Here is a 19,466-nt window from a genome sequence, read left to right as displayed (position 1 = left end):
CATAAGGCGTGGCCAACCGCGCCGGGCTGTCGGCATGGAAGCCGGTGTCCTGCATCCCCAACGGCAGGCTCACCTGCTCGCGCACCACCTGCGCCAGCGGCACGCCGGTGGCCGCCTCCAGCAGCGCGCCAGCCACGTCCACGCCCAACGAGTAACGCCACGCCGTACCCGGCGCGAACAGCAGCGGAACCTGTGCGATCCGCCGCAGGTTTTCGCGCAGGCTGATCGGGCTGTCATCCATGCCGTCGCTGACGCCCGCCCGTGCATGCGGGCCGTCGGCGTCGGCATCCAGGAAGCGATAACCCAACCCGGCGCTGTGGCTGAGCAGGTGGCGCAGGGTGATGTCCGGGCGGCGGCCGTCGGCCAGCGCCGGGCGGAAGTCGGGCAGCCACTCGGTGATCGGTGCGTCCAGCGACAGCAGGCCCTGCGCCACCAGCCGCATCGCCGCAGCGGTCACCATCGGCTTGCTGACCGAGGCCAACCGGAACAGCGCATCGCGCGACATCGGCCGTTGCTGCTCGCGATCGGCCCAACCGCTGGCGCTGGCGTGGACGAGCTGGCCGTGCTGGCGCACCAGCACCACCGCGCCCACGATCCGTTGGTGGGCGTGGGCGGCAGACAGCACGGCATCGACCGGCGCCAGGCGCGGATCGGCAACGGCAACGGCAGGGAGGTCCAGGACGGAGGACATGGGGGACGGTCCAGCAGGAGGGGAGCGCCATCGTCGGCCTTCACTGCCCAGGCAAACACCCAGGCGGCGCTCCATACATTCCGGACGCAGCATTCCGCAATCATGGAAATCCCCGTACCACCAAGGGATCCGGCCGCAGCGCGCCCCGATGCACCACTGCGTCCCACCGGCAGGGCCGCCGAGCCCCCCGGTGCCGCTAGAGTGGCGTCTTCCCCCCCCCCCTTGGTACGGCCATGTCCGCGCTGGAAAACCTGGGCAACCTGCAGACCTTCGTGCACGTGGCCGACACCCGCAGCTTCGTCGAGACCGGGCGCCTGCTCGGCGTATCCGCCTCGGCCACGGGCAAGACCGTCACCCGCCTGGAGCAGGCGCTGGGCGTGCGCCTGTTCCACCGCAGCACGCGCAGCGTGACCCTCACCGCCGAAGGCGAGCGCTTCCTGCTGCGCTGCCGGCGCATCCTCGACGAACTCGACGCCGGCCGGACCGAACTGGCCCAGCAGGCGGCCGCTCCCTGCGGCACGCTGCGATTGAGCCTGCCGCTGGTCGGCGACCTGTCGCTGCCGATCCTGTCCGATTTCATGGCCGCCTACCCGGGCATCCGCCTGGAGCTGGATTTCGACGACCGCATGGTCGATGTGATCGAAGAGGGGTTCGACGCCGTGCTGCGGGTCGGCGAGCCCTCCGACTCGCGGCTCAGCGCGCGGCGGCTCGGCGTTTTCCCGCGTTACCTGGTCGCCTCGCCGGATTACCTGGCGCGTCGCGGCGTCCCGCAGACGCCGTCAGACCTGCTGCAGCACGACTGCCTGCACTACCGCTTTCCCACCAGCGGCAAACTGGAACCGTGGCCGCTGCCGCGTGAACCCGGTGCGCCCGCGCTGGAGCTGCCGGTAGCGATGGTCTCCAACACCATCGAGGCCAGGCTGGCCTTTGCCCTGGCCGGACGCGGCATCGGCTACATCCCCGAGCATTCGGTGCGCGACGCGCTGGCCGACGGGCGACTGCGGCGTGTGTTGCCCGACCAGATCCACGCCTGCGGCACCTTCCACCTGCTGTGGCCATCGGGCCGCCACGTGCTGCCGAAGCTACGGGTGTTCATCGATTTCGTCAGTGCCCGGCTCACCGGCGTGAGCTGCTGAACAGCGGATATTCATCGCCTGCGCGGCGCGCAACTCTATACTGGCCGCGCGACAGCCAGTCGCCTGTGTAATGAGGTATGCCCGCATGCGCCATTGATGCCCCGCCGTCTGCTGACGGCCACTGACCTTCCCGCCGCGCGCGTGAGGGATTCAACGGCATCCATGGAGGTCGCATGACCGCATTCGCTCTCACGCTCGACCGCGTGACGTATACCCTGCCCGACGGCCGGGTCCTGTTTTCCGATATCAGCACGCACCTCGACACCACCCCGACCGGCCTGGTCGGGCGCAACGGTGTCGGCAAAAGCGTGCTCGCCAATCTGTTGGCCGGGCAGCGCGCGCCCACCAGCGGGCAGATCCAGCGCACCGGCAAGGTCCATCTGCTGACCCAGCACAGCGGCGCGCCTGCCGGCAGCATCGCCGAGCTGGCCGGCGTCGCGCCGTTGCTTGCGGCGCTGACCCGGATCGAAGCGGGCAGCATCGCGCCGGCCGACTTCGCCAGCGTCGGCGAACGCTGGAACATCCGCGAGCAACTGCAGGCGCAGTGGCGGCAACTCGGGCTGCCTGCACTGGATCCGGATCGGCCGGCGGCCACGCTCAGCGGCGGCCAGGCCATGCAGGTGGCGCTGGCCGGTGCGCTGCTGTCCGACGCGGACGGCCTGATCCTGGACGAGCCCAGCAACCACCTCGACAGCGCCCACCGCACGCGCCTGCTCGATGCCCTCGCCGGCTGGCGCGGTGGCCTGATCGTGATCAGCCACGACCGCACCGTGCTGCAGGCCATGCAGCGCATCGTCGAACTCACTCCAGGCGGGCTGCACAGCTACGGCGGCAACTACGCTCTGTATGCCGAACAGAAGCAACACGCACGCACCGCCGCCGACGACCTGCTCGCCCTGCGCAAGCGCGAACGCCGCCAGCAGCAGGGCGAGCTTCGCCAACAGCGCGAGCGCCAGGAGCATCGCCAGTCGCGCGCGCAACGCGAGGCACGCAGCGCCAACCAGGCGCCGATCCTGCTCGGCGGGATGAAGAGCCGCAGCGAGAACAGCGCCGGGCGCTGGCAGGCCCGGCAGTTGGAGCGCGGCGCCGACATGGACGCCCGCGTGCGCGAGGCTGCCGCACAGGTGGAGGACGTGGTGGAGATCGCGTTGCTGGCACCCACGCTTCCCGAGCCCGGTCCGCAGCGTGTCGCCGAACTGATCGATGTGCAGTTGCCGTGGGCGGCGTCCCCATGGCAACGCATTACCGCGTGCGTGCAGCGCGGCCAGCGCATCGGCGTGCGTGGGCCTAACGGGAGCGGCAAGTCGACGCTGCTGCGGCTGCTTGCCGGGCAGATCGAGGCGCTGGCGGGCGAGTGCAGGGTGGCTGCCCGCGTAGCGCTGCTCGACCAGTCGCTTTCCGGGTTGCCAATGCAGGCCACGGCCCTGTCATTGCTGCAGGACGCGCATCCCGACGCCAGCGAAGCGACCCTGCGCACCCAGCTGGCCCTGCTGGGCCTGGATGCCACGCGCAGCTTGCGCCCGCTGTGCACACTCAGCGGTGGCGAGCGCCTGAAAGCCGCACTCGCCGCCGTACTGTATGCGCGCACGCCGCCGCAGTTGCTGCTGCTGGATGAGCCGGGCAACCACCTCGATCTGCCCTCGCTGGCCGCATTGGAGCAGATGCTCAACCAGTACAAGGGCACGCTGATGATCGTGTCCCACGACGCGGCGCTCCTGCAGGCCGTCGGCGTGACCCATCACCTGGACGCAGCCGACGGAGGTTGGGAGATCACGGCGTGTTAGGCGACGCATGGCTGCATCGCCTCATCCCCGCGACCACGCCGGGAAGGCATCGGGCAGCAGCTGCCACAGCATCGGGCCGGCGTGCATCTCCGCGTCGGTCAGCAGGCAGGCATCGAATTGCGCACGCAGCGCGCGCTCATCCATTTCCACCCCGATCACCGCCAGCTCCTGGCGGCGATCGCCCCACCAGGGGTGCCACATCCGCCGCATCGCCTGGTACTCACCCGCATCACCTACTTCGTCCATGCCCGGCATCGGTGCGGTCCAGCAGGACGCCTGCTGACGCACCCAACCGACATCGGTGTATGGCACCTGCGGCGGCGGCAGCAACGGTGTGCTGTCTTCCATCCCGGCCGCCACCCGCTCGCGCGCGGCATACCAGAAGCCGGCCGCCTCGGTCCGCGTGGCCGCGCCCACGCTGGACAGCTCGCCCACCCGGTCCATGCGGTTGGCCAGCCAGAAGAACCCCTTGCTGCGGATCACCCCACCCAGCCCCTGTTCCAACAACCGCGCGAACCGCTGCGGGTGGAGCGGCCTCCGGGCCCGATAGACGAAGCTGCTGATGCCGTATTCCTCGGTCTCCGGCGTGTGCACGCCACGCAGCGCCTGCATCCAGCCCGGGGCCAGTTGTGCCTTGACGAAATCGAAGCGGCGCGTGTCCAGCACCTCATGCAGCGGCACGTTGCCCTGCTCGGAAAGTACCAGCCGCGCCTCGCGATTCATCGCGCGCAGCACCGCCAGCGTCGACTGCAGCGCGTCATCGTCGACCACATCGCACTTGCTGACCACGATCACATCGGCGAACTCGATCTGTTCGGCGAGCAGGTTCACCACCCCACGCGCATCGTCTTGTCCGGCCTGCTGCCCGCGATCGACCAGCCGATCGGTCGAACTGAAGTCATCCAGGAAATTCACCCCGTCCACCACCGTCACCATCGTGTCCAGGCGTGCGATGTCATTGAGGCAGAACCCGTCCGCGTCGCGTACCGAGAACGTCGCCGCCACCGGCATCGGCTCGGCGATCCCGGTGGACTCGATCAGCAGGTAGTCATAGCGCCCCTCGGCGGCCAGCCGCTTCACCTCCTGCAGAAGATCGTCGCGCAGCGTGCAGCAGATGCAGCCATTGCTGAACTCCACCAGCGTCTCCTCGGTGCGGCTCAGCGTGGCGCCGCCATCGCGCACCAGCTGTGCGTCGATGTTGATCTCGCTCATGTCATTGACGATCACCGCCACCCGGCGCCCCTCGCGGTTGCGCAGCAGTTGGTTGAGCAGGGTGGTCTTGCCGGCGCCAAGGAAGCCGGACAACACGGTCACCGGCAGGCGGGTGTCGAGAGGAGCAGCAATGGCGGTCATGGCGGGACAGGTTCGGGCGGGGATTAAAATGTTACTATATAACATTCGCAGATCTGGTCCCCCACCCACATGAAACGTTCTTCCACCCTGCTCGATGCCGGTGCCATCGCCTTGTCCAGCTTGTGCCTGCTGCATTGCCTGGCCCTGCCGGTGCTGGCCGCTGCCCTGCCGCTGTTTGGCGTCTGGGCCCAGGCCGAATGGGTCCACGTGCTGTTCGTGGCCATCGCCGCGCCGCTGACCGGCTTCGCCCTGTGGCGCGCCCACCGCCAGCAGCGCCTGCCTGCTGCGGCGCTGGCCAGCGCTGCGTTGGGGTTGCTGCTGTTGCTGGCCGGCGCCGCCGAGTGGCCCAGCCACGACACCGAAACGCCAATGACCGTCGCCGGCAGCCTGCTGCTTGCCGCCACCCACGTGTGGAATGCCTGGCGTCGGCACCGGCACTGAGGGGCTCAGGCCACAGACCCTGCCGTAGCCACGCAGGCGACCGTTGCGCCTACTTCCCGTAGGCGCGCAATAGCTTCACCAGCACCTGCGCCTCGGCCGCGCGCTCGGCCGGATCGCTGGGGCTGACCACGTGCGCCTGCAGATGCTCGTCCAGCAGCGCCATCAGCAGGCCGTGCGCGGCACCCCGCACCGCCGCAGCCTGCATCAGCACATCGGTGCAGTCGGCCTCGGTCGATTGCAGGGAGGTTTCCAGTGCGGCCACCTGGCCGGCCATGCGCCGGACCCGGGCCAGCAGCGCGTTTCGTTGGTGTTGGACGTGCGACATGGGACAGGAGAATATACCCTATGGGGGTATATTCCCATCGGGCCCGCCCCATGTCCCTCCTCGCCGCCGCCGACGCCCGCCGCCACAGCCACCGTTTCGACGACGGCAACCCGCTGGCCGAGCGCAACACCCGGCGCGCCCTGTGGCTGACCGCAGYGATGATGGTGGTGGAGATCCTCGGCGGCTGGTGGTTCAACTCCATGGCGGTGCTGGCCGACGGCTGGCACATGAGCTCGCACGCGCTCGCCTTGGGAATGGCCGTGTTCGCCTATGCCTGTGCCCGGCGCTACGCGCATGACGGCCGCTTTGCGTTCGGCACGTGGAAGATCGAAATCCTCGGTGGCTACACCAGCGCGGTCGCGCTGCTGGGCGTCGCGTTGCTGATGGCGGTGCAATCGGCGCAGCGGCTGTTCTCGCCCAGTGCCATCCACTACGACCAGGCCATCGCCATCGCCGTGGTGGGATTGGGCGTCAACCTGCTGTGCGCGTGGTGGTTGCATGACAGCCACGGGCACGATCACGGGCATCATCATCATGGGCACCCTCACGGTCACGGACATGCGCACGGTCACGGCAGTGCGCGGGATCACGACTCAGACCACGCTGATCAGCATGGCCAGCAGCATCATGTTCACGAAGCCCACGGCCACCCCCACGCCGCGCAGGACCTCAACCTGCGCTCGGCTTACCTGCACGTGATCGCGGACGCAGCCACCTCGGTGCTCGCCATCGCTGCGCTGGTGGGTGGCAAGTTCTGGGGCGCGGCGTGGCTGGACCCGGTGATGGGCCTGGTCGGTGCGGTACTGGTCACCGTGTGGGCGGCGGGCCTGCTGCGCGACACCGGCCGGGTGCTGCTGGATGCGCAGATGGACGCCCCGGTCGTGGCCGACGTGCGTGAGGTGATCGAGCAAGGCCCGTGGGCAGCACGCCTTGCGGACCTGCACGTGTGGCAGGTTGGTCGCGGCAAGTACGCGGTCGTGGCCAGCGTGGTGAGCGACACCGAGGTGACGGCCGATACGCTTCGTGAAGCCTTGTCCATCCACGAGGAGCTGGTGCACATCACGGTGGAGGTACATCGGGTGGAAACGGTAATGGGTGATCCTTTACCTACCGCTTACCCTCTCACCGATGAAACATCATCGCCACGATGAACAACGCCAGCGGCGCGGCACTGAGCACGGCGCCGACGACACCCAGCCAAGGCCAGCGTTCCTGCCGAACCCGCGAGCCGACGGTAGCGATCAGGCCGATGGCGGCAGCACCCAGCACGCCGATCGCCGTCGCCCCGCTCGTGCCCACGCCGACCGTGGGGCTATCGCTCGCCAGCCGCACGAGATAGCCGGCCAGGCCACCCAACGGGAGCCCAAGGAAGCTGCATACGCCCAGCCAAGGCCAGCGTTGCACCATCGTTGCCCGTGGCGACGACACAACGTGCGGCGGCGCGGTATCCAATGGTGTGTTGTCCTGCATGTCAGCCTCCCCGGTTCACCCAACCGTACACCATCGCCCGCCGTGCACGGTCCCTCCCGCTCGCTACGCCACAATGCGGCAATACCCGCTACCAGGAGGACCCGCCATGCACGTCGTCACCCGCCTGCTACTGCTGTCACCCCTGTTGCTCAGCGCCTGCCGCAACGCCGACTCCGGCGCCGGCACGTTCTCCTCCGATCCCATGCTGGGGTGCTATGCCACCCACCCACGCAAGCCGGCGGAGTTCCGCATCGAGCAGCAGCAGGGCCAGTACTACGTGTCGTTCAACCGCGACGAACAGTGGCAACGCGACGATACCGTCCTGCAGGTGTCCTCGCGAGCGGACATCGCCCGCTTCTTCAAGGATGACGCCGATCAGATCGACAAGGCGCTGGTACGCCCGAACGGCGGGTTCGGCATCTTCCACTTCAATCCCGGTGCCACGCTCAAGGGCAAGGACAAGGACAGCGACTACATGGCACTGGTGCTGATCGGCGCCGGGCCAGTGTTCAAAGTGCGCTGCGGCTGAGTCCAGCCGGCGAGCCGCGGATGTGCAATTGACGACGTCGCACTAGCCTCTACTCCGGCAGTGCGGGAGGACGCTGTGCGTTCCTTCCGGTGCCCATGACCCACCGGAAAGTGACGCAGTAACGCCGGCGGGCAACTCCCCGTGCCTGCCGCCATCGCCCTTCTCCCGCACTGCCGGCCGTGCGACGCACGCGCGCGGCAACGCCAGTACCCATCCTCTGCAGTACCCCACCCGCAGACGCGCGCAGACGGGCAGCGCGGGGCCGTACTTCAACACGGCCCGTCCCCACGGGCGATGCGATGGATGGAGCTGTACGGCCACTCGGTCGCCTCGCGCACATGGCCGTGCCTGACCGGATTCTGGTGCACGTAGGCCACGTGCCGGTCGAAGTCCTCCGTATCCAGAATGCGGTGCTCGCGGAAACCGCTGTGCCATAGCGGACGTGCCGTGCGGTCGCGGCGCAGCACCGCGCGCGGGGGCATGCCCGGGAGCTGCCGATCGAAGATCGCCTGGATCTGGGTCCAGCGCCGATGACCGTCGTCGTCACCCTCCGGCAGCGTCCACACCCCGTGCAGGTGGTCGGGCAGCACCACGATCGCGTTGATCCGGAACGGACGGGCCAGCTGCGCCACCCGGAACGCGAGGCGCAGACCCTGGGCCTGCTCGATCAGCAGGCGGCTCTGCCGATCACGCAGGTGCGCACTGAAAAAGTACGCGTTGCCGGGCTGCCAGGGGCGGTGATCGTAGGGCATGGGCGCAGTCTGCGATTGCCAGCCTCTGACCACGATCGGTCCGCGCCTGAAGCGCGTATCGGACTGCTACGCGCCGCTGCATCGGCGTTGGCTCACCACCGCGTCGGGAGAGCGGAACAGCGCGCGCAGGGTGCCACCACACCGCTCAGCGGTGCTGCGCCTCGCAGGTCGTCATGGCTTGGGACGAAATGTATCCCTTCAAGCCGAAATCCTCGCGTGCATCCAACCGCGCGGCAGCCTTCGACGCCTCCGGCAGCAACCGTCGAAGCGCCTGGCTTACCRGCACCGACCAGTTCTGTGGCGCGACGTCCGAATCGGCCGACGGTTCCCCCTCGGTCCACGGCAACATCATCAGCTTCTGCGAGCGCGAACTGAGTACCCGTGTCGGTGCATTCCCATACTCGATGACCACGTGCATCACCGGAGAATCGTCGGTCCAGATGCCACCGGTGTAGTAGTCCTCCAGTACCTCGCGCAGCCGGGCGCCCCCCAGCAGGCGGTGCATCTGGTCTTGAATCTGACTGGTCGTGCAGGCCGGCACCCGGGTCGAGGCCGACGTCGCTGCATACCTCAACACTTCCCGCGGCCGCACCCGGCGCGCCACCTCCTCCACGGCGCGCTCGCGCGTCCACGCAGGCGCCGACAGTGCCCACAGCAGCTCCCCCACGCGCTGGGCCGGGATGCTGTCGGTGGTCACCGGACCGTTGCCGTCCATGTCCAGCTGCGAGCGCCGCACGAAGGTACGGCGGCCCTCGCCCGGGCGAAGCCGATGGACTTCTTCGGCGCGCTCCCATCCGGAGTAGGTGTAACGGATCTCGATCCCACGCACATCCTGCAGCGCGGTCCCCTGCGGCGGCGGATGCGAGCCGTTGCAGGCGGTCAGCGCCAGCAGGGTCGCCATCACCAGCAGGCTGCGCCGGTGGCTGCCAAGTCTGGGCAGCGCGATCCTTGCAGACCGGTGGCGGCGCAGCGCGCCGACGCAGCGGCGGATAGTTCCCATGGTCCGGTGCATCTCACATTCCTGGAAAACGATGTAACCGCCTGCCCTGCCCCGACCGCGGAAACGGCCAGGAACCGGCAAGGCGCCAGAACGCACTATAGCGGTGCCCGATGACAGCCGACCGCCGTCAGGCGGCATTGCCGCGTGGTCAGGTACGATGCCCACCCCTGACTACCCTGTCACCCGGCCGCCTCACGGCGGGGTGTTCCCGACTCCCGTGCCCCATTACACCGGTCCCCTGCTGACCCTTCCGCTCGCCCAAGCCCTCACCCGCGCCCGTGATGCCGGCGCCGGCGAGTGGACCGGCTCGCTTGATCTTGGCCGCTCTACCGGTCCCGCCACCCTGGCTGCGGACCACTGGTTGTGGAAGGGCGCGCGCTACGACTACCCGGGCAAGACCCGCGACCGCACCCTGTACTACTGGGATGGGGAGGAATTCCTGGCGGTGTCCCGGTTCGGTTCGGCRCTGATCAAGCTGGTGCCCACCGACTGGGACGCCCCCACCTTCGAGATCGATGGCATCAAGATGCTGCCAAGCGCGCAGGTGTCGCCGTTCGAGGATGCGCGGCGCAAGGTGGCGTTGATCGCGCCATCGGGCAAGACCGTGCTCGATACCTGCGGCGGGCTCGGCTACTTCGCCGCCTGCTGCCTGGAAGGCGGCGTAGCGCGCATCCAGTCGTTCGAAAAAAATCCGGACGTGCTGTGGCTGCGCACGCTCAACCCGTGGTCGCCAGACCCGGACGCCGCCAGCAGTGGGGGCCGGCTGTCACTGACCCAGGGCGATGTCTCGCTTGCGATCGAGGCGCTGGAGACCCGCTCGGTGGATGCCATCCTGCACGATCCGCCGCGTTTCGGCATCGCCGGTGAACTGTACTCGCAGGTGTTCTATGACCAGTTGGCGCGGGTGATCCGCGACGGCGGGCGCATGTTCCATTACACCGGCGCACCCAACAAGCTCACCAGCGGCCGCGATGTGCCGCGGGAAGTGGCCAAGCGGTTGGAGAAAGCGGGTTTCAAGGCGGAGCTGGCGCTGGATGGGGTGCTGGCGGTCAAGCGGTAAGGGCGTTGGCCACCCGACCTCAATCACCGCGCGGCAGCTTCTTCGCCCACATGTTGTCGACCAGGTTCGGATAGGCCCGGCCATTTTCCTCGGCGCGTTGCCGCGCGGCGTCTTTCTGCGCCGGCGACAACGGCGAGGATTTCCCGCCGTTGGGGTTGGGCTTCTTCCACGGTGGGGTTCGGGTCTGGCGCATGGCCGGATGCTAACGCAGCTTCACTTCGCCAGGAAGGCGACCAGCGCCGCATTGAACTGCTCCGGGTGGCTGGCATTGCAGCCATGCGGCGCATCCTTGAGCACCACCGCCTCGCTACCGGCAATGGCCGCGTGGGTGCGCTTGCCGGACCCTTCATACGGCACCGTGCCGTCGCTGTCACCGTGCAGCACCAGCGTGGGCACCGTTACCTTCTTGAGCTCGTCGCGGAAATCGGTGGTACCGAAGGCCTTCATGCAGCCCAGCGCGGCGGTCTGGTCCGACTGCTTGCACAGGTCGATAGCCTCCTGCCGCTGCTTCTCGCTGACCTTCAGCACGCCCTTGGCGCTGAAAAAGTCCTTGGTGAAGCCATCGAAGAAGCTGTCGCGGTCGCGCTCCAGGCCCTGGCGCATCTCATCGGCCTTGGCCTGGGTGAGCGGGCCTTCGGGGTTGTCCGGGGTCTGCAGCATGTACGGCGGCACCGCCGAGGCGAAGACCACACTGCGCAGCCGCTGCTCGCCATGGCGGGCGATGTAACGGGCCACTTCGCCGCCGCCCATCGAGAACCCGACCAGGGTGGCGTCCTTCAGATCCAGGTCGTTGAGCACCCCAGCCAGGTCATCGGCCAGCGTGTCGTACTCGTAGCCGTCGGCCGGCTTGTCCGAGCGCCCAAAGCCGCGACGGTCGTAGGCCACCACGCGGTAACCGGCATCCTTCAGCACCGGGATCTGCGCCTTCCAGGACTCGGCCGACAACGGCCAGCCGTGGATGAGCACCACCGGACGGCCGGTACCGCCGGTATCTTCAACGTGCAGACGGACGTGGGAAGCAGCCATGGGGAATCCTTCGAGCGATGGGAAAGGAGTGACCGATCCTAGGCAAGTGCGATGGCCTATCCTGTGAAAAATGCGGCGGCGGCGATGACATCGCCTGCACAGGTCTGAGCGCTTCACCAGACCCATACATTGCCTGCACGGTCTCAGTCTGTGAGACGGACATTACCCATAGTGCAATCCGCACCAACGCCATAATGAGCCGGCTCGGATGGACCTTCGCCCGCTGTACCCTCGCGCCAACGCTCCTGTCGTACTGGCGATTCCCCGCATCGCCTGCGGCGGACTTGCGCGTACGTTGCTGTTGCATGGGGTGGGCGTGCATCCGGCATCGCGGGCCGCGTTGAGGGAGGCGCTGCGAGCTGCAGGGCAGCGCGGGCGATGTGCTGGCTGCCTGGCAGGCAGAGTGGCAAGCTGCTGCGCATCCACCGTGCCAGCCTGACGAGCCGCGCCAGCGCGCCTCACCGCGTTCGCCCCAGCCCTCGCCTCGAGTGACTTCCGATCAGTGCGACGACACTGAAGCCTGCAGCGCAACTCGCCGGGAACCCAGCGTCGCGTAGGTGAAGGCCAGTTCATTACCGAGCGATGGCGGCACGACCTCCGGCTGCGAAACCGGAGTGGACTGCCGGTACCAGCGACCGCCCACGCGCACGAACTGCGCGCTCTCCACGCCCTGCCGGCCACGCCGGGTGCGCGCCTGCATTACCTCCTGGACCGGCCCGGCCACCGTCTCACGCATCACCAGCTTGCGCTGTCCCCACATCCGCAGCGCGGGCAGACACAGCAGCAGCACCCAGAGCATCATCACCACCAGGCCGATGCCCAGCCAGGCGCTGAAACCACGGCTGACGCCCGGCAGGAAAGCCAGCACGACCAAGGCGAGCACCATCGCACCGCCCCACCATGCGGCGGCCTGCAACAGCGCGCGCGGGCGTGCCATCACGCGCTTCCAGTCACGCGAGACCATGGGTGCGGCCTCGACGGCCTGCGCGTGCAGGGTCGGATATTCCACCTGCAGCAGGTGTCCAGGGCGGACCGCGTTGAAGACCAGGCGAATGGGCGTGCCAGCGACGGGGCCGACGATCTGGTGAGCGACAAAACCCAGCAACTCTTCGCTGCCCGGCGAMTCCTCCACCACAGAACAGGATCGGCCATCGACCAGATAGGCACGGCCTTGACCGCCAGAGGCGGGCAGGATCTGCGCCGCATCCAGGCGTCCCTCCACCACGATGACCTGGCCCGATGCCAGCACGTCACGCAGCGATGCCATGCGCAGACGCCGATGGACGACGGCGATGATGATCGCGATCACCCCGATGGCGGCGGCCACGAACGTGGGAATCAGCGTCGGTGCTGTGCCGCTGGTATGCATACCCAACCAGGCTGCGAATGCGGTGATGACCAGCGCCACGCCGATGGCGAAGCGCAGCAGCGCGGTACCGGCATCGCGCTGGAAACGCAGATCGTCCTCCAGCCGGGTACGCAGGTCAGCCGGTAGGGGCTGGGGGAATGAAGCGTTGGACATCCCTGATCTCGCTATCGAAGCAGGCGACCGTGCCTGGTGCGGGATCGATTATGTCATTGGCGGGCGACACATCCGACCCTCCGCAAAGGGCCGGATGTGCGTCACCGCATGCAGTTACAGCGCAATCCGCGCCACAGACTCCTCACTCCCCTTGGCGTCCTTCTCGCCATTCTTCACCGATACGTACAGCACGTTGTTCTTGGCATCCAACGCCAGGCTGTTCGGGTGGGTCGGCACGGCGTAGGTCGCCACCGGCTTGTACGTATCGCTGTTGTAGGCGGTGACGGTGCCGCCGTCGCGGTTGGTCACGTACAGGCGCTTGCGCGGTGCATCCAGCAGGATGCCCAGCGGACCGGCGTCGGTGGCGATGCTGGCCAGTTCCTTGCCGGTGCCGCGGTCGATCACCAGCACGCGCTGGCCCGGGTGCGACGAGGTGAAGCCGGAGCTGCTGGCCTGGTACTTGCGGATCATCTCCGAGCCCTGGTCGGTGACGAACAGGCGCTTGCCGGCCGGGTCGAGCGCGATGTTCATCGGCTGCTCGGCGCCTACCTTGAAGCGCTGCTCCACCTTGCCGCTGTCGGTGCCGACAGTGACCACTTCGGCCAGCAGGTTGGAGGTGTACACGCGCTTGCCCTTGGCATCGAGCGCCAGGCCCGGCGCCTTGGCGTTGCCCAGGCCGGGGATGGTGTTGATCACCTTCAGCGTCTGCGTGTCGACCACGAACAGCACGCTGCCGTCGCCGGAGTGACCGGTGACGTACAGGCGGTGGTTGGGCGCATCGACCACCAGCTCACGCAGGTCGTGGGTATAGGAGGCCTTGCCATCCTTGCCCACCACCTTCTCCATCAGCTGCACGGTGCCAATGGCCTTGTTCGCGGCGGTGTCGACCACGGTGACCGAGGTGTCCACGGTGTTGCCGACATACAGGCGGTCGCCGGCGTCATCGAGCACCACGCCAAAGCCCTTGCGCTCCAGCGGAATGCGGGCTTCAACGGCGAGGGTTTCCGGGTTCAGGCGCAGCACCTGCGCCGGGCCGGCGGCATCGCCGAAGCCGCCCGAGGAGGCGACGAACACGGCGTTCTGTTTCGGGCTGAAGGCCAGCTCGTACAGGCCCTGGGCGATCGGCTTGCGCTGGACGGCGGCGGCAGTAGCGGCCGAGGTGGGCGCGGCGGTGTCAGCGGCGAACGCGGACGGCGCGCCGAGGGTCAGGCTGACGGCGAGGGCCAGGGCGGCCGAACGGAAAACGGAACGAGGGTGCATGCGAGCTTCCTTGGATGGGCACGGGGGGTGTCCTGGCTCGCGGGGCCGTTGTACAACGGCCGGCCCGTGCAGCGGTTCGTGCAGGGCAGGCTGGCTATGGCTCGGGCATGGTAGCAGGCTGAAGACGTCACGTCCGGCAGGGCCGCGTCATGGCGGCAACTGCAGCGCGCGCCGTTATGTCACTTCGCCCGTTTCAACGACTCATCCACTGCCGTCTTGGCCGCTACCTCGGTCGGCATGCTCGCCCGCAGGTGCGCGGGGTCATCACGGTCGCCCTGCACGATGAAGATGTTCTCGGCCGCTGCGTTGTCCTCGGTGCGCCTGCTCAGCAGCACGTGGTCCACGCGGGAGAGGTTGTTCTGCTTGGCCAGGGCCAGCAGGCTGGCGCTGATGCGCTCACTGGTGGCGTCGAAGGTACGGCCGTTGGCGGCGTCCAGCTCGGCCACCTTGCTGTTGAGCTGGGTCAGCAGGCGGTGGTCCGGGTGGGCGGGATCGGCCGGTGTCGCCGGCGGTGGCGCAGGACGGCGCGCGGCCTTCTGCCGTTCCATTTCGGCCAGGCGACGCTGCCACACATCGCGCTCGGGCAGCGGGTTGTGGTGCTCGGTGTTCAGTGCGCTGCCCGGGACCGGTGCTGCAATGCACTGCACTTCCGGCTGGTTGAACAGCACCGCGAACTCGCTGTCGTGGTCGGTATCGGCACCGGTCTGCCGGTGGATGCCGGCGTGGCCGAGTGCGGCCCAAGCAAAATCCACGCAGCTGCTGGTGAACACCGGCCCGTTGATGTTGAAACCGTGCGCGGCCGGATGCGCGCCGAACGCGCGGATCCTGTCGAACTGTTCCCGGGTGATCTCCAGGGTGCGGGCGTAGTAGGGATCCTTGTAGGTATCCGCATCGGTGTAGGACACCACGCCCGAGGCCGCATCCGGGGCCGGGCCGAAGCCGTAGCTGTCCCGCTGCGCGCCGTGCGCGGTCTGCAGGTACATGTGCCCCATGAGCGCGGTGCCGCCGCCCTCGAGCGGTGTGCCCGGCGCGGCCAGGTAAATGGTCACCGTGTAGTGTTCGTTGTGCTCCATGCTCACTCAGCCCTGTCTGAAACCGACCCTTGCCCCGCGCCGTTCGATTGTCGAATGGCGGTCCTTGGCGGGGATGATCGCATAGGCGGGTGAAGGGGCAGCAAGTCTGCGTTCTGCCTCGAAGGCTGGGCCGAAGGACTCAATGCACCTCGCTGTCTCCTTGACGCGCTCGCCGGACCTGGCGCTCCCATTCCCGCGCGGGGTTCAGGCCCAGCGCCATGCAGCAGATTTCAAAGGAGGCGCGCCAGATGGGGCGACACAGCTCGGAGGAGCGGTGGAAGGCGTCGAAGATCTCGGCGAGGGTGAAGTGGGCGTTCTCCATGGTCATGGCGTGCACCGCGCATGCAGCGGGACGGAGGACTGCGCTACGGCCATACCGACTGTTGGGGTAGCCGGATTCAGAGGTTCGTGCATGTTGGCCACTCCTGACGGGAGGTGCTTTCGCCCGCGGGGGCGAAAGGGTGTCGGGAGGTTCGAAACCGCATATGATCGGCGGGCTTATTCCCCCCTTCCGGGGGTGTTTTATTAGCCGCCCTCCCGACGTATTGCACGTCGTTCTYGTCATATGTCGTGGAGTTTCGAAGCTCCACCTCCACCATGAATCGAGTAGGCAGGCCGAGTGAAGTGGAACTTATCTTTCACAGGGCCAGTTGCCAAAGACAACAGCTATCAGGCTACTCCGGCGTGCGGCCATTCCACAGTTCTTGCGTGAACGACCCTGCGGTTTTACGAGGCGGGTTGCCTCCCTGCCCCGCCCGCCATGATCGCTGCATCCCGGTTGGTGTGAAATGAACCTCCCGGTGAGGTGACGCAATCAGCGCCTGGAGCGCAACCTGGGTCCGAGCGAGTTCGCTCACACACGCGCTAACGAGCACGCCATGGGTCTCGCACACCCATGAACGCTGTAGTGGCCGCACCTAGCCACCCATGCTTGCAGCCGTCAGCTGCATTTCGTGCTGCACGCGTTGGTCTTCGTCCTGCTGCTGCAGCGCCTGCTGTTGCGCACGCGCTTGGCGTTCCTCTGCCACCGCATCGAATTGCTGCATGGAATCGTCCCACGGCGTCGACACGGCCTGCTGGGTCGACATCCCTGCACGCAACTGCGCGGGATCGCCCATCTCGCCCTGGACGACGAACACGTTCTGCCCGGACCGGGCATCGGCCGTCGCTTGGCTCAACACCACGTGGTCGACGCGGTCCAGCCCGTTGTCCTTCGCCAGTACGAGCAGGCTGCCGGTCAGGCGCTCGCTCATCGCATCGGGTGTGCGGCCATGCTGGGCGTCCAACTCGGCTACTCCCTCGCGGATCTGCTCGTAGAGTCGGTTGTCCGGGTGGTCCGGGTGCGCGGGTGACAGCTTCGCTGGCGCGGCGTGCTGTTGCTCAGGTAGGCGCGCAACGTCGAGTGGCTCGGCCGGGGGAATATCTGCAAGTTCCTCGCGCTCTGCTTCGCTGGAGATCGACTGCTCTGCCTGCTCTGCCTGCCGCAGCAGGGCGTCTTGGGCGTAGGTCTCTTCGCGATTGTATACAGGCGGCTGTGCGGTCTGCTCCAGCTCGGCGTCAGTCGATGGCTGGGTGAAGTGGTGTGGTGGGATCGCTTCTTCTGCGAGCGACTGCATCTGCTCGCGGGAATCCTCGTTTGCCGGCTGCCAGTCACTCGCAAGCTGGTCAGCGATGGGCTGCGGCTCAGTGATCTGAGGTGGGAGCTGATGGGTGTTGGCAATGGTGACCGCCTCCGGCTCAGATCCGCGCTGCGGCTCGTGCGCAGCTGGCACCGCAGCGCCTGGCTCCACATGGGCGGGCTGGAGGTTCATTGCGTCGGGAGCACTGGAGCCAGCAGGAGACATGGGCGGCGCTTCAGCTGTCTCCGGATGATTGGTCTGCGCCTGCGGCACTTGTCTGACCACCTCGTCTGCCGTGTCGACGGCGTGGCGCCGATCGGCTTCCTCGGTTTCTCTCGACGCCTGCGCCCGCTCCGCCTCGGTGCGGCGTGCTTCGTCGTGGCGATCCATCTCAGAAGACTGCGCACGATCAGCCTCCGTGGGGAGCGGTGCACTGATGGGCGGTATCGAGGCGGCGGCCATTGCCGGAGCAACGGTGGCCTCTACAGGTCCCGACTCCCGCTGCTGCACCTCCGGCGCCAACGCCTCTTCAATGCGCTGATCAGCTACGCCCAGCGCAGCAGCGGCAGCGACCTGCTGCGCCTCGCCGATGGAGAGTCCCTCACGGTTCGCCTCGCGCAGCGCCTGTTCGTGGGCATCGCGTTCCTGGGCCGATAGTGCGGTGATGCGTAGCTCTGGGGAGTCAGGGATCGGCGCGTCTTCCTGTTGCTGTGCCCGGACCTCCGTCCACGCCCGTCGCAGCTCAGCAACGTCGGTAACGGCCACCAGATGCGCCACGCCATCGGGCCCGGTCTGATAGTAATTGATGGGGCTGTCGTAGCCATACTGGCCCGTCTCATTGCGTTGAAGTTGCTGCATCGTCTGGCCGGTGACGCCATTGGCATCCAGCGTGCGCTGCACAGCCAGCGCGATGGCTTGCTGGGTTTCAGGATTTACGTTCAGGTCCACGCCAGCGCTTTGATAGCGGTGCAGCAGTTCGTTCTTCCCGGTCTGCTCCACCGACGGCGCCGGCAAAGCCTGGATGTCTGCCAGCTCCTGCTGGAAGCGCTCCAGCGACGGCTGGCGCATCTGGTTGGTCAGCTCAAGTTCCAGCGCCAGGTTACCTTCGGCCATCCGGCTCCCGCTCACCCACTGACCCACCGCACTGCGCAGATAACGCTCACTATCCGAACCGAGCACGGCGCCGGATTTGGCGCGCGCCGACTCGACTGCCTCCGGCACGCTCACCCCGTAGTCTTGCGCGCGTTGCGCAGCATACGCTTCCAGATACTGCGCTGCGATCGCCTCCGGCCCCGTAGCAATATTGCCCTCGATACGGTCCAATGCCTCTTGATTGAGTTGCTGGGCGCGCTCCGGCGTCGCAGTCTGGGTTTCGTAGCTTGCCCGATCATTTGCGCCGGACAAGCCGGTTTTGACCTGTCGCTCCCATGCCGAGGTATCGGGATTGCGGTACCAGTCCTGATTGTCCAAGCCGCGCTGCTCGCTTGCCTGGGCTGGAATCTTGAATGGATCCTGGGGCGGCGGTGCTTTGCCAAGCGCGAGTTCAACCGCCTTCGCGGTCGCCATCGCCCCCAGCTGCTGGGACTTTTCGTAACTGGCCGCAACACGCCCCTCGATCGGGTCGCTCGATCCGGCGCTTACTCGCTCGAAGTCTGCCTCCCGATACCATTGGGCTCCATCGAACGCCCACGACACACCAGAGGCGGTCTGATGGTAAATGGCACGGTTGTCCAGTAGGTCGGCCCCTTTTTCGAATGCCTTGGCCAGGAACAATGCATCCGCCGCGACTACAGCGGCCGGTACGTAGCCGCTTCCCCCCAATGCCATGGCCATGGAAGTGCCACCGGCCCAACCGCCAACATTTCGGGCGAGGGCGTGGTTGACCTCAGACTGTGCTGCGGTGGCATTGCCTTGTTCAAGCAGCTCGGCGGAGCGGCGGGCGGTCAGGATGGCGTCAGCGCCTGTGGTCAGCAGCCCGCCAGTGCGTACGAGCGTGCTGGTCGGGGTATCGCCAAGCAATAAGCCGATCGACGCAAAGCCTTGCTGTCCACGAGGCACGCGGAGTGAACTGGCTGCAGCCTGGCCCAGAGTGGCTTCAACTTTTTGTATACCCTTCTCGGACAAAGCTATTCGCCCATCCTGATGAGCATTGGCTATTGCCTGCGCCAACTGGTGCCGCTGCAGATCCAAGTCACCACCTTTCGTCAACCTGTTAGTCGATTGCTGAGAAAACTCAAGCACAGTGAGGATTCTTGCCTCGGATTGGGTAACCGAAAGGTACCCACGATCAACGGATGAAAGCCCATTGAGTGTGGCGAGCTGATGGGCGTTCGCGCGACCGTAATTATCGATACCATGGAGGAACATCTGCGTCCGAGGCCGGATGTCCTCCGCAGTCATGCCAAGTGGGGCATTGGTGTAAAGG

19 protein-coding genes are annotated in these 19,466 nt (G+C 67.1%); 6 read left to right on the top strand and 13 right to left on the bottom strand.

Annotated elements, in window-relative coordinates:
- Positions 1-691: serine hydrolase domain-containing protein (locus tag ACXJKH_RS03340; protein ID WP_457318296.1), on the bottom strand; the 691-nt coding region annotated here is incomplete at its 3' end.
- Positions 692-924: 233 nt separating this feature from the next.
- Here ACXJKH_RS03340 and ACXJKH_RS03335 point away from each other — a divergent pair.
- Both ACXJKH_RS03335 and ACXJKH_RS03330 read left to right on the top strand, forming a co-directional pair.
- Positions 925-1,827: a LysR family transcriptional regulator gene (locus ACXJKH_RS03335; RefSeq protein ID WP_457318295.1), complete on the top strand. Its 903-nt coding sequence runs from the start codon at positions 925-927 to the stop codon at positions 1,825-1,827.
- 173 nt (positions 1,828-2,000) lie between these two features.
- A complete protein-coding gene (locus ACXJKH_RS03330; RefSeq protein ID WP_457318294.1) occupies positions 2,001-3,611 on the top strand; it encodes an ABC-F family ATP-binding cassette domain-containing protein in 1,611 nt (536 codons plus the stop codon).
- A gap of 21 nt (positions 3,612-3,632) precedes the next feature.
- Here the strand turns inward: ACXJKH_RS03330 and ACXJKH_RS03325 are convergent, their stop codons facing one another.
- Positions 3,633-4,964 carry a GTP-binding protein gene (locus ACXJKH_RS03325; protein ID WP_457318293.1) on the bottom strand — a complete coding sequence of 444 codons (1,332 nt, stop codon included), beginning with the start codon at positions 4,962-4,964 and terminating at the stop codon, positions 3,633-3,635.
- 69 nt (positions 4,965-5,033) lie between these two features.
- Here ACXJKH_RS03325 and ACXJKH_RS03320 point away from each other — a divergent pair, with 69 nt between their 5' ends.
- On the top strand, positions 5,034-5,405 hold the full coding sequence (locus tag ACXJKH_RS03320) for a MerC domain-containing protein (RefSeq protein ID WP_457318292.1): 372 nt from the start codon (positions 5,034-5,036) through the stop codon (positions 5,403-5,405).
- 49 nt (positions 5,406-5,454) lie between these two features.
- Here ACXJKH_RS03320 and ACXJKH_RS03315 read toward each other — a convergent pair whose 3' ends face one another.
- Positions 5,455-5,730 carry a metal/formaldehyde-sensitive transcriptional repressor gene (locus ACXJKH_RS03315; RefSeq protein ID WP_457318291.1) on the bottom strand — a complete coding sequence of 92 codons (276 nt, stop codon included), beginning with the start codon at positions 5,728-5,730 and terminating at the stop codon, positions 5,455-5,457.
- Positions 5,731-5,780: 50 nt separating this feature from the next.
- Here ACXJKH_RS03315 and dmeF point away from each other — a divergent pair, with 50 nt between their 5' ends.
- The gene (gene dmeF / locus ACXJKH_RS03310) at positions 5,781-6,881 is read left to right on the top strand and encodes a CDF family Co(II)/Ni(II) efflux transporter DmeF (RefSeq protein WP_457318290.1); all 1,101 of its coding nucleotides are present in this window, start codon (positions 5,781-5,783) and stop codon (positions 6,879-6,881) included.
- Here dmeF and ACXJKH_RS03305 read toward each other — a convergent pair.
- Positions 6,853-7,200 carry a hypothetical protein gene (locus tag ACXJKH_RS03305; protein ID WP_457318289.1) on the bottom strand — a complete coding sequence of 116 codons (348 nt, stop codon included), beginning with the start codon at positions 7,198-7,200 and terminating at the stop codon, positions 6,853-6,855. The genes dmeF and ACXJKH_RS03305 overlap by 29 nt on opposite strands.
- A 106-nt stretch (positions 7,201-7,306) precedes the next feature.
- Here ACXJKH_RS03305 and ACXJKH_RS03300 point away from each other — a divergent pair, with 106 nt between their 5' ends.
- On the top strand, positions 7,307-7,729 hold the full coding sequence (locus tag ACXJKH_RS03300) for a hypothetical protein (protein WP_457318288.1): 423 nt from the start codon (positions 7,307-7,309) through the stop codon (positions 7,727-7,729).
- 269 nt (positions 7,730-7,998) lie between these two features.
- Here the strand turns inward: ACXJKH_RS03300 and ACXJKH_RS03295 are convergent, their stop codons facing one another.
- Both ACXJKH_RS03295 and ACXJKH_RS03290 read right to left on the bottom strand, forming a co-directional pair.
- On the bottom strand, positions 7,999-8,481 hold the full coding sequence (locus tag ACXJKH_RS03295) for an REP-associated tyrosine transposase (protein WP_457318287.1): 483 nt from the start codon (positions 8,479-8,481) through the stop codon (positions 7,999-8,001).
- A 145-nt stretch (positions 8,482-8,626) separates the two neighbouring features.
- Entirely contained in the window at positions 8,627-9,481 is an 855-nt protein-coding gene (locus ACXJKH_RS03290) for a hypothetical protein (protein ID WP_457318286.1), read from the bottom strand.
- Positions 9,482-9,638: 157 nt separating this feature from the next.
- Here ACXJKH_RS03290 and ACXJKH_RS03285 point away from each other — a divergent pair, with 157 nt between their 5' ends.
- Positions 9,639-10,541: a class I SAM-dependent methyltransferase gene (locus ACXJKH_RS03285; protein WP_457318285.1), complete on the top strand. Its 903-nt coding sequence runs from the start codon at positions 9,639-9,641 to the stop codon at positions 10,539-10,541.
- 19 nt (positions 10,542-10,560) lie between these two features.
- On the opposite strand, the gene ACXJKH_RS03280 is transcribed toward ACXJKH_RS03285, so the two are convergent.
- The 7 genes from ACXJKH_RS03280 to ACXJKH_RS03250 all read right to left on the bottom strand — a co-directional run.
- Positions 10,561-10,734: a hypothetical protein gene (locus ACXJKH_RS03280; protein WP_312239092.1), complete on the bottom strand. Its 174-nt coding sequence runs from the start codon at positions 10,732-10,734 to the stop codon at positions 10,561-10,563.
- Positions 10,735-10,754: 20 nt separating this feature from the next.
- Entirely contained in the window at positions 10,755-11,567 is an 813-nt protein-coding gene (locus ACXJKH_RS03275; RefSeq protein WP_457318284.1) for an alpha/beta fold hydrolase, read from the bottom strand.
- 499 nt (positions 11,568-12,066) lie between these two features.
- Positions 12,067-13,089, bottom strand: a complete 1,023-nt coding sequence (locus ACXJKH_RS03270) for a hypothetical protein (RefSeq protein WP_457318283.1) — start codon at positions 13,087-13,089, stop codon at positions 12,067-12,069.
- A 114-nt stretch (positions 13,090-13,203) separates the two neighbouring features.
- Positions 13,204-14,349: a YncE family protein gene (locus ACXJKH_RS03265; RefSeq protein WP_457318282.1), complete on the bottom strand. Its 1,146-nt coding sequence runs from the start codon at positions 14,347-14,349 to the stop codon at positions 13,204-13,206.
- Positions 14,350-14,528: 179 nt separating this feature from the next.
- Entirely contained in the window at positions 14,529-15,422 is an 894-nt protein-coding gene (locus ACXJKH_RS03260; protein ID WP_256775097.1) for an XVIPCD domain-containing protein, read from the bottom strand.
- 139 nt (positions 15,423-15,561) lie between these two features.
- On the bottom strand, positions 15,562-15,750 hold the full coding sequence (locus tag ACXJKH_RS03255) for a hypothetical protein (RefSeq protein ID WP_256775096.1): 189 nt from the start codon (positions 15,748-15,750) through the stop codon (positions 15,562-15,564).
- Positions 15,751-16,339: 589 nt separating this feature from the next.
- The coding region (locus ACXJKH_RS03250) for an XVIPCD domain-containing protein (RefSeq protein WP_457318281.1) at positions 16,340-19,466 on the bottom strand (3,127 nt) is incomplete at its 5' end.

The organism is Stenotrophomonas sp. P5_B8 (genome assembly GCF_054049855.1).
This window is presented reverse-complemented; position numbering and strand designations above follow the sequence as displayed.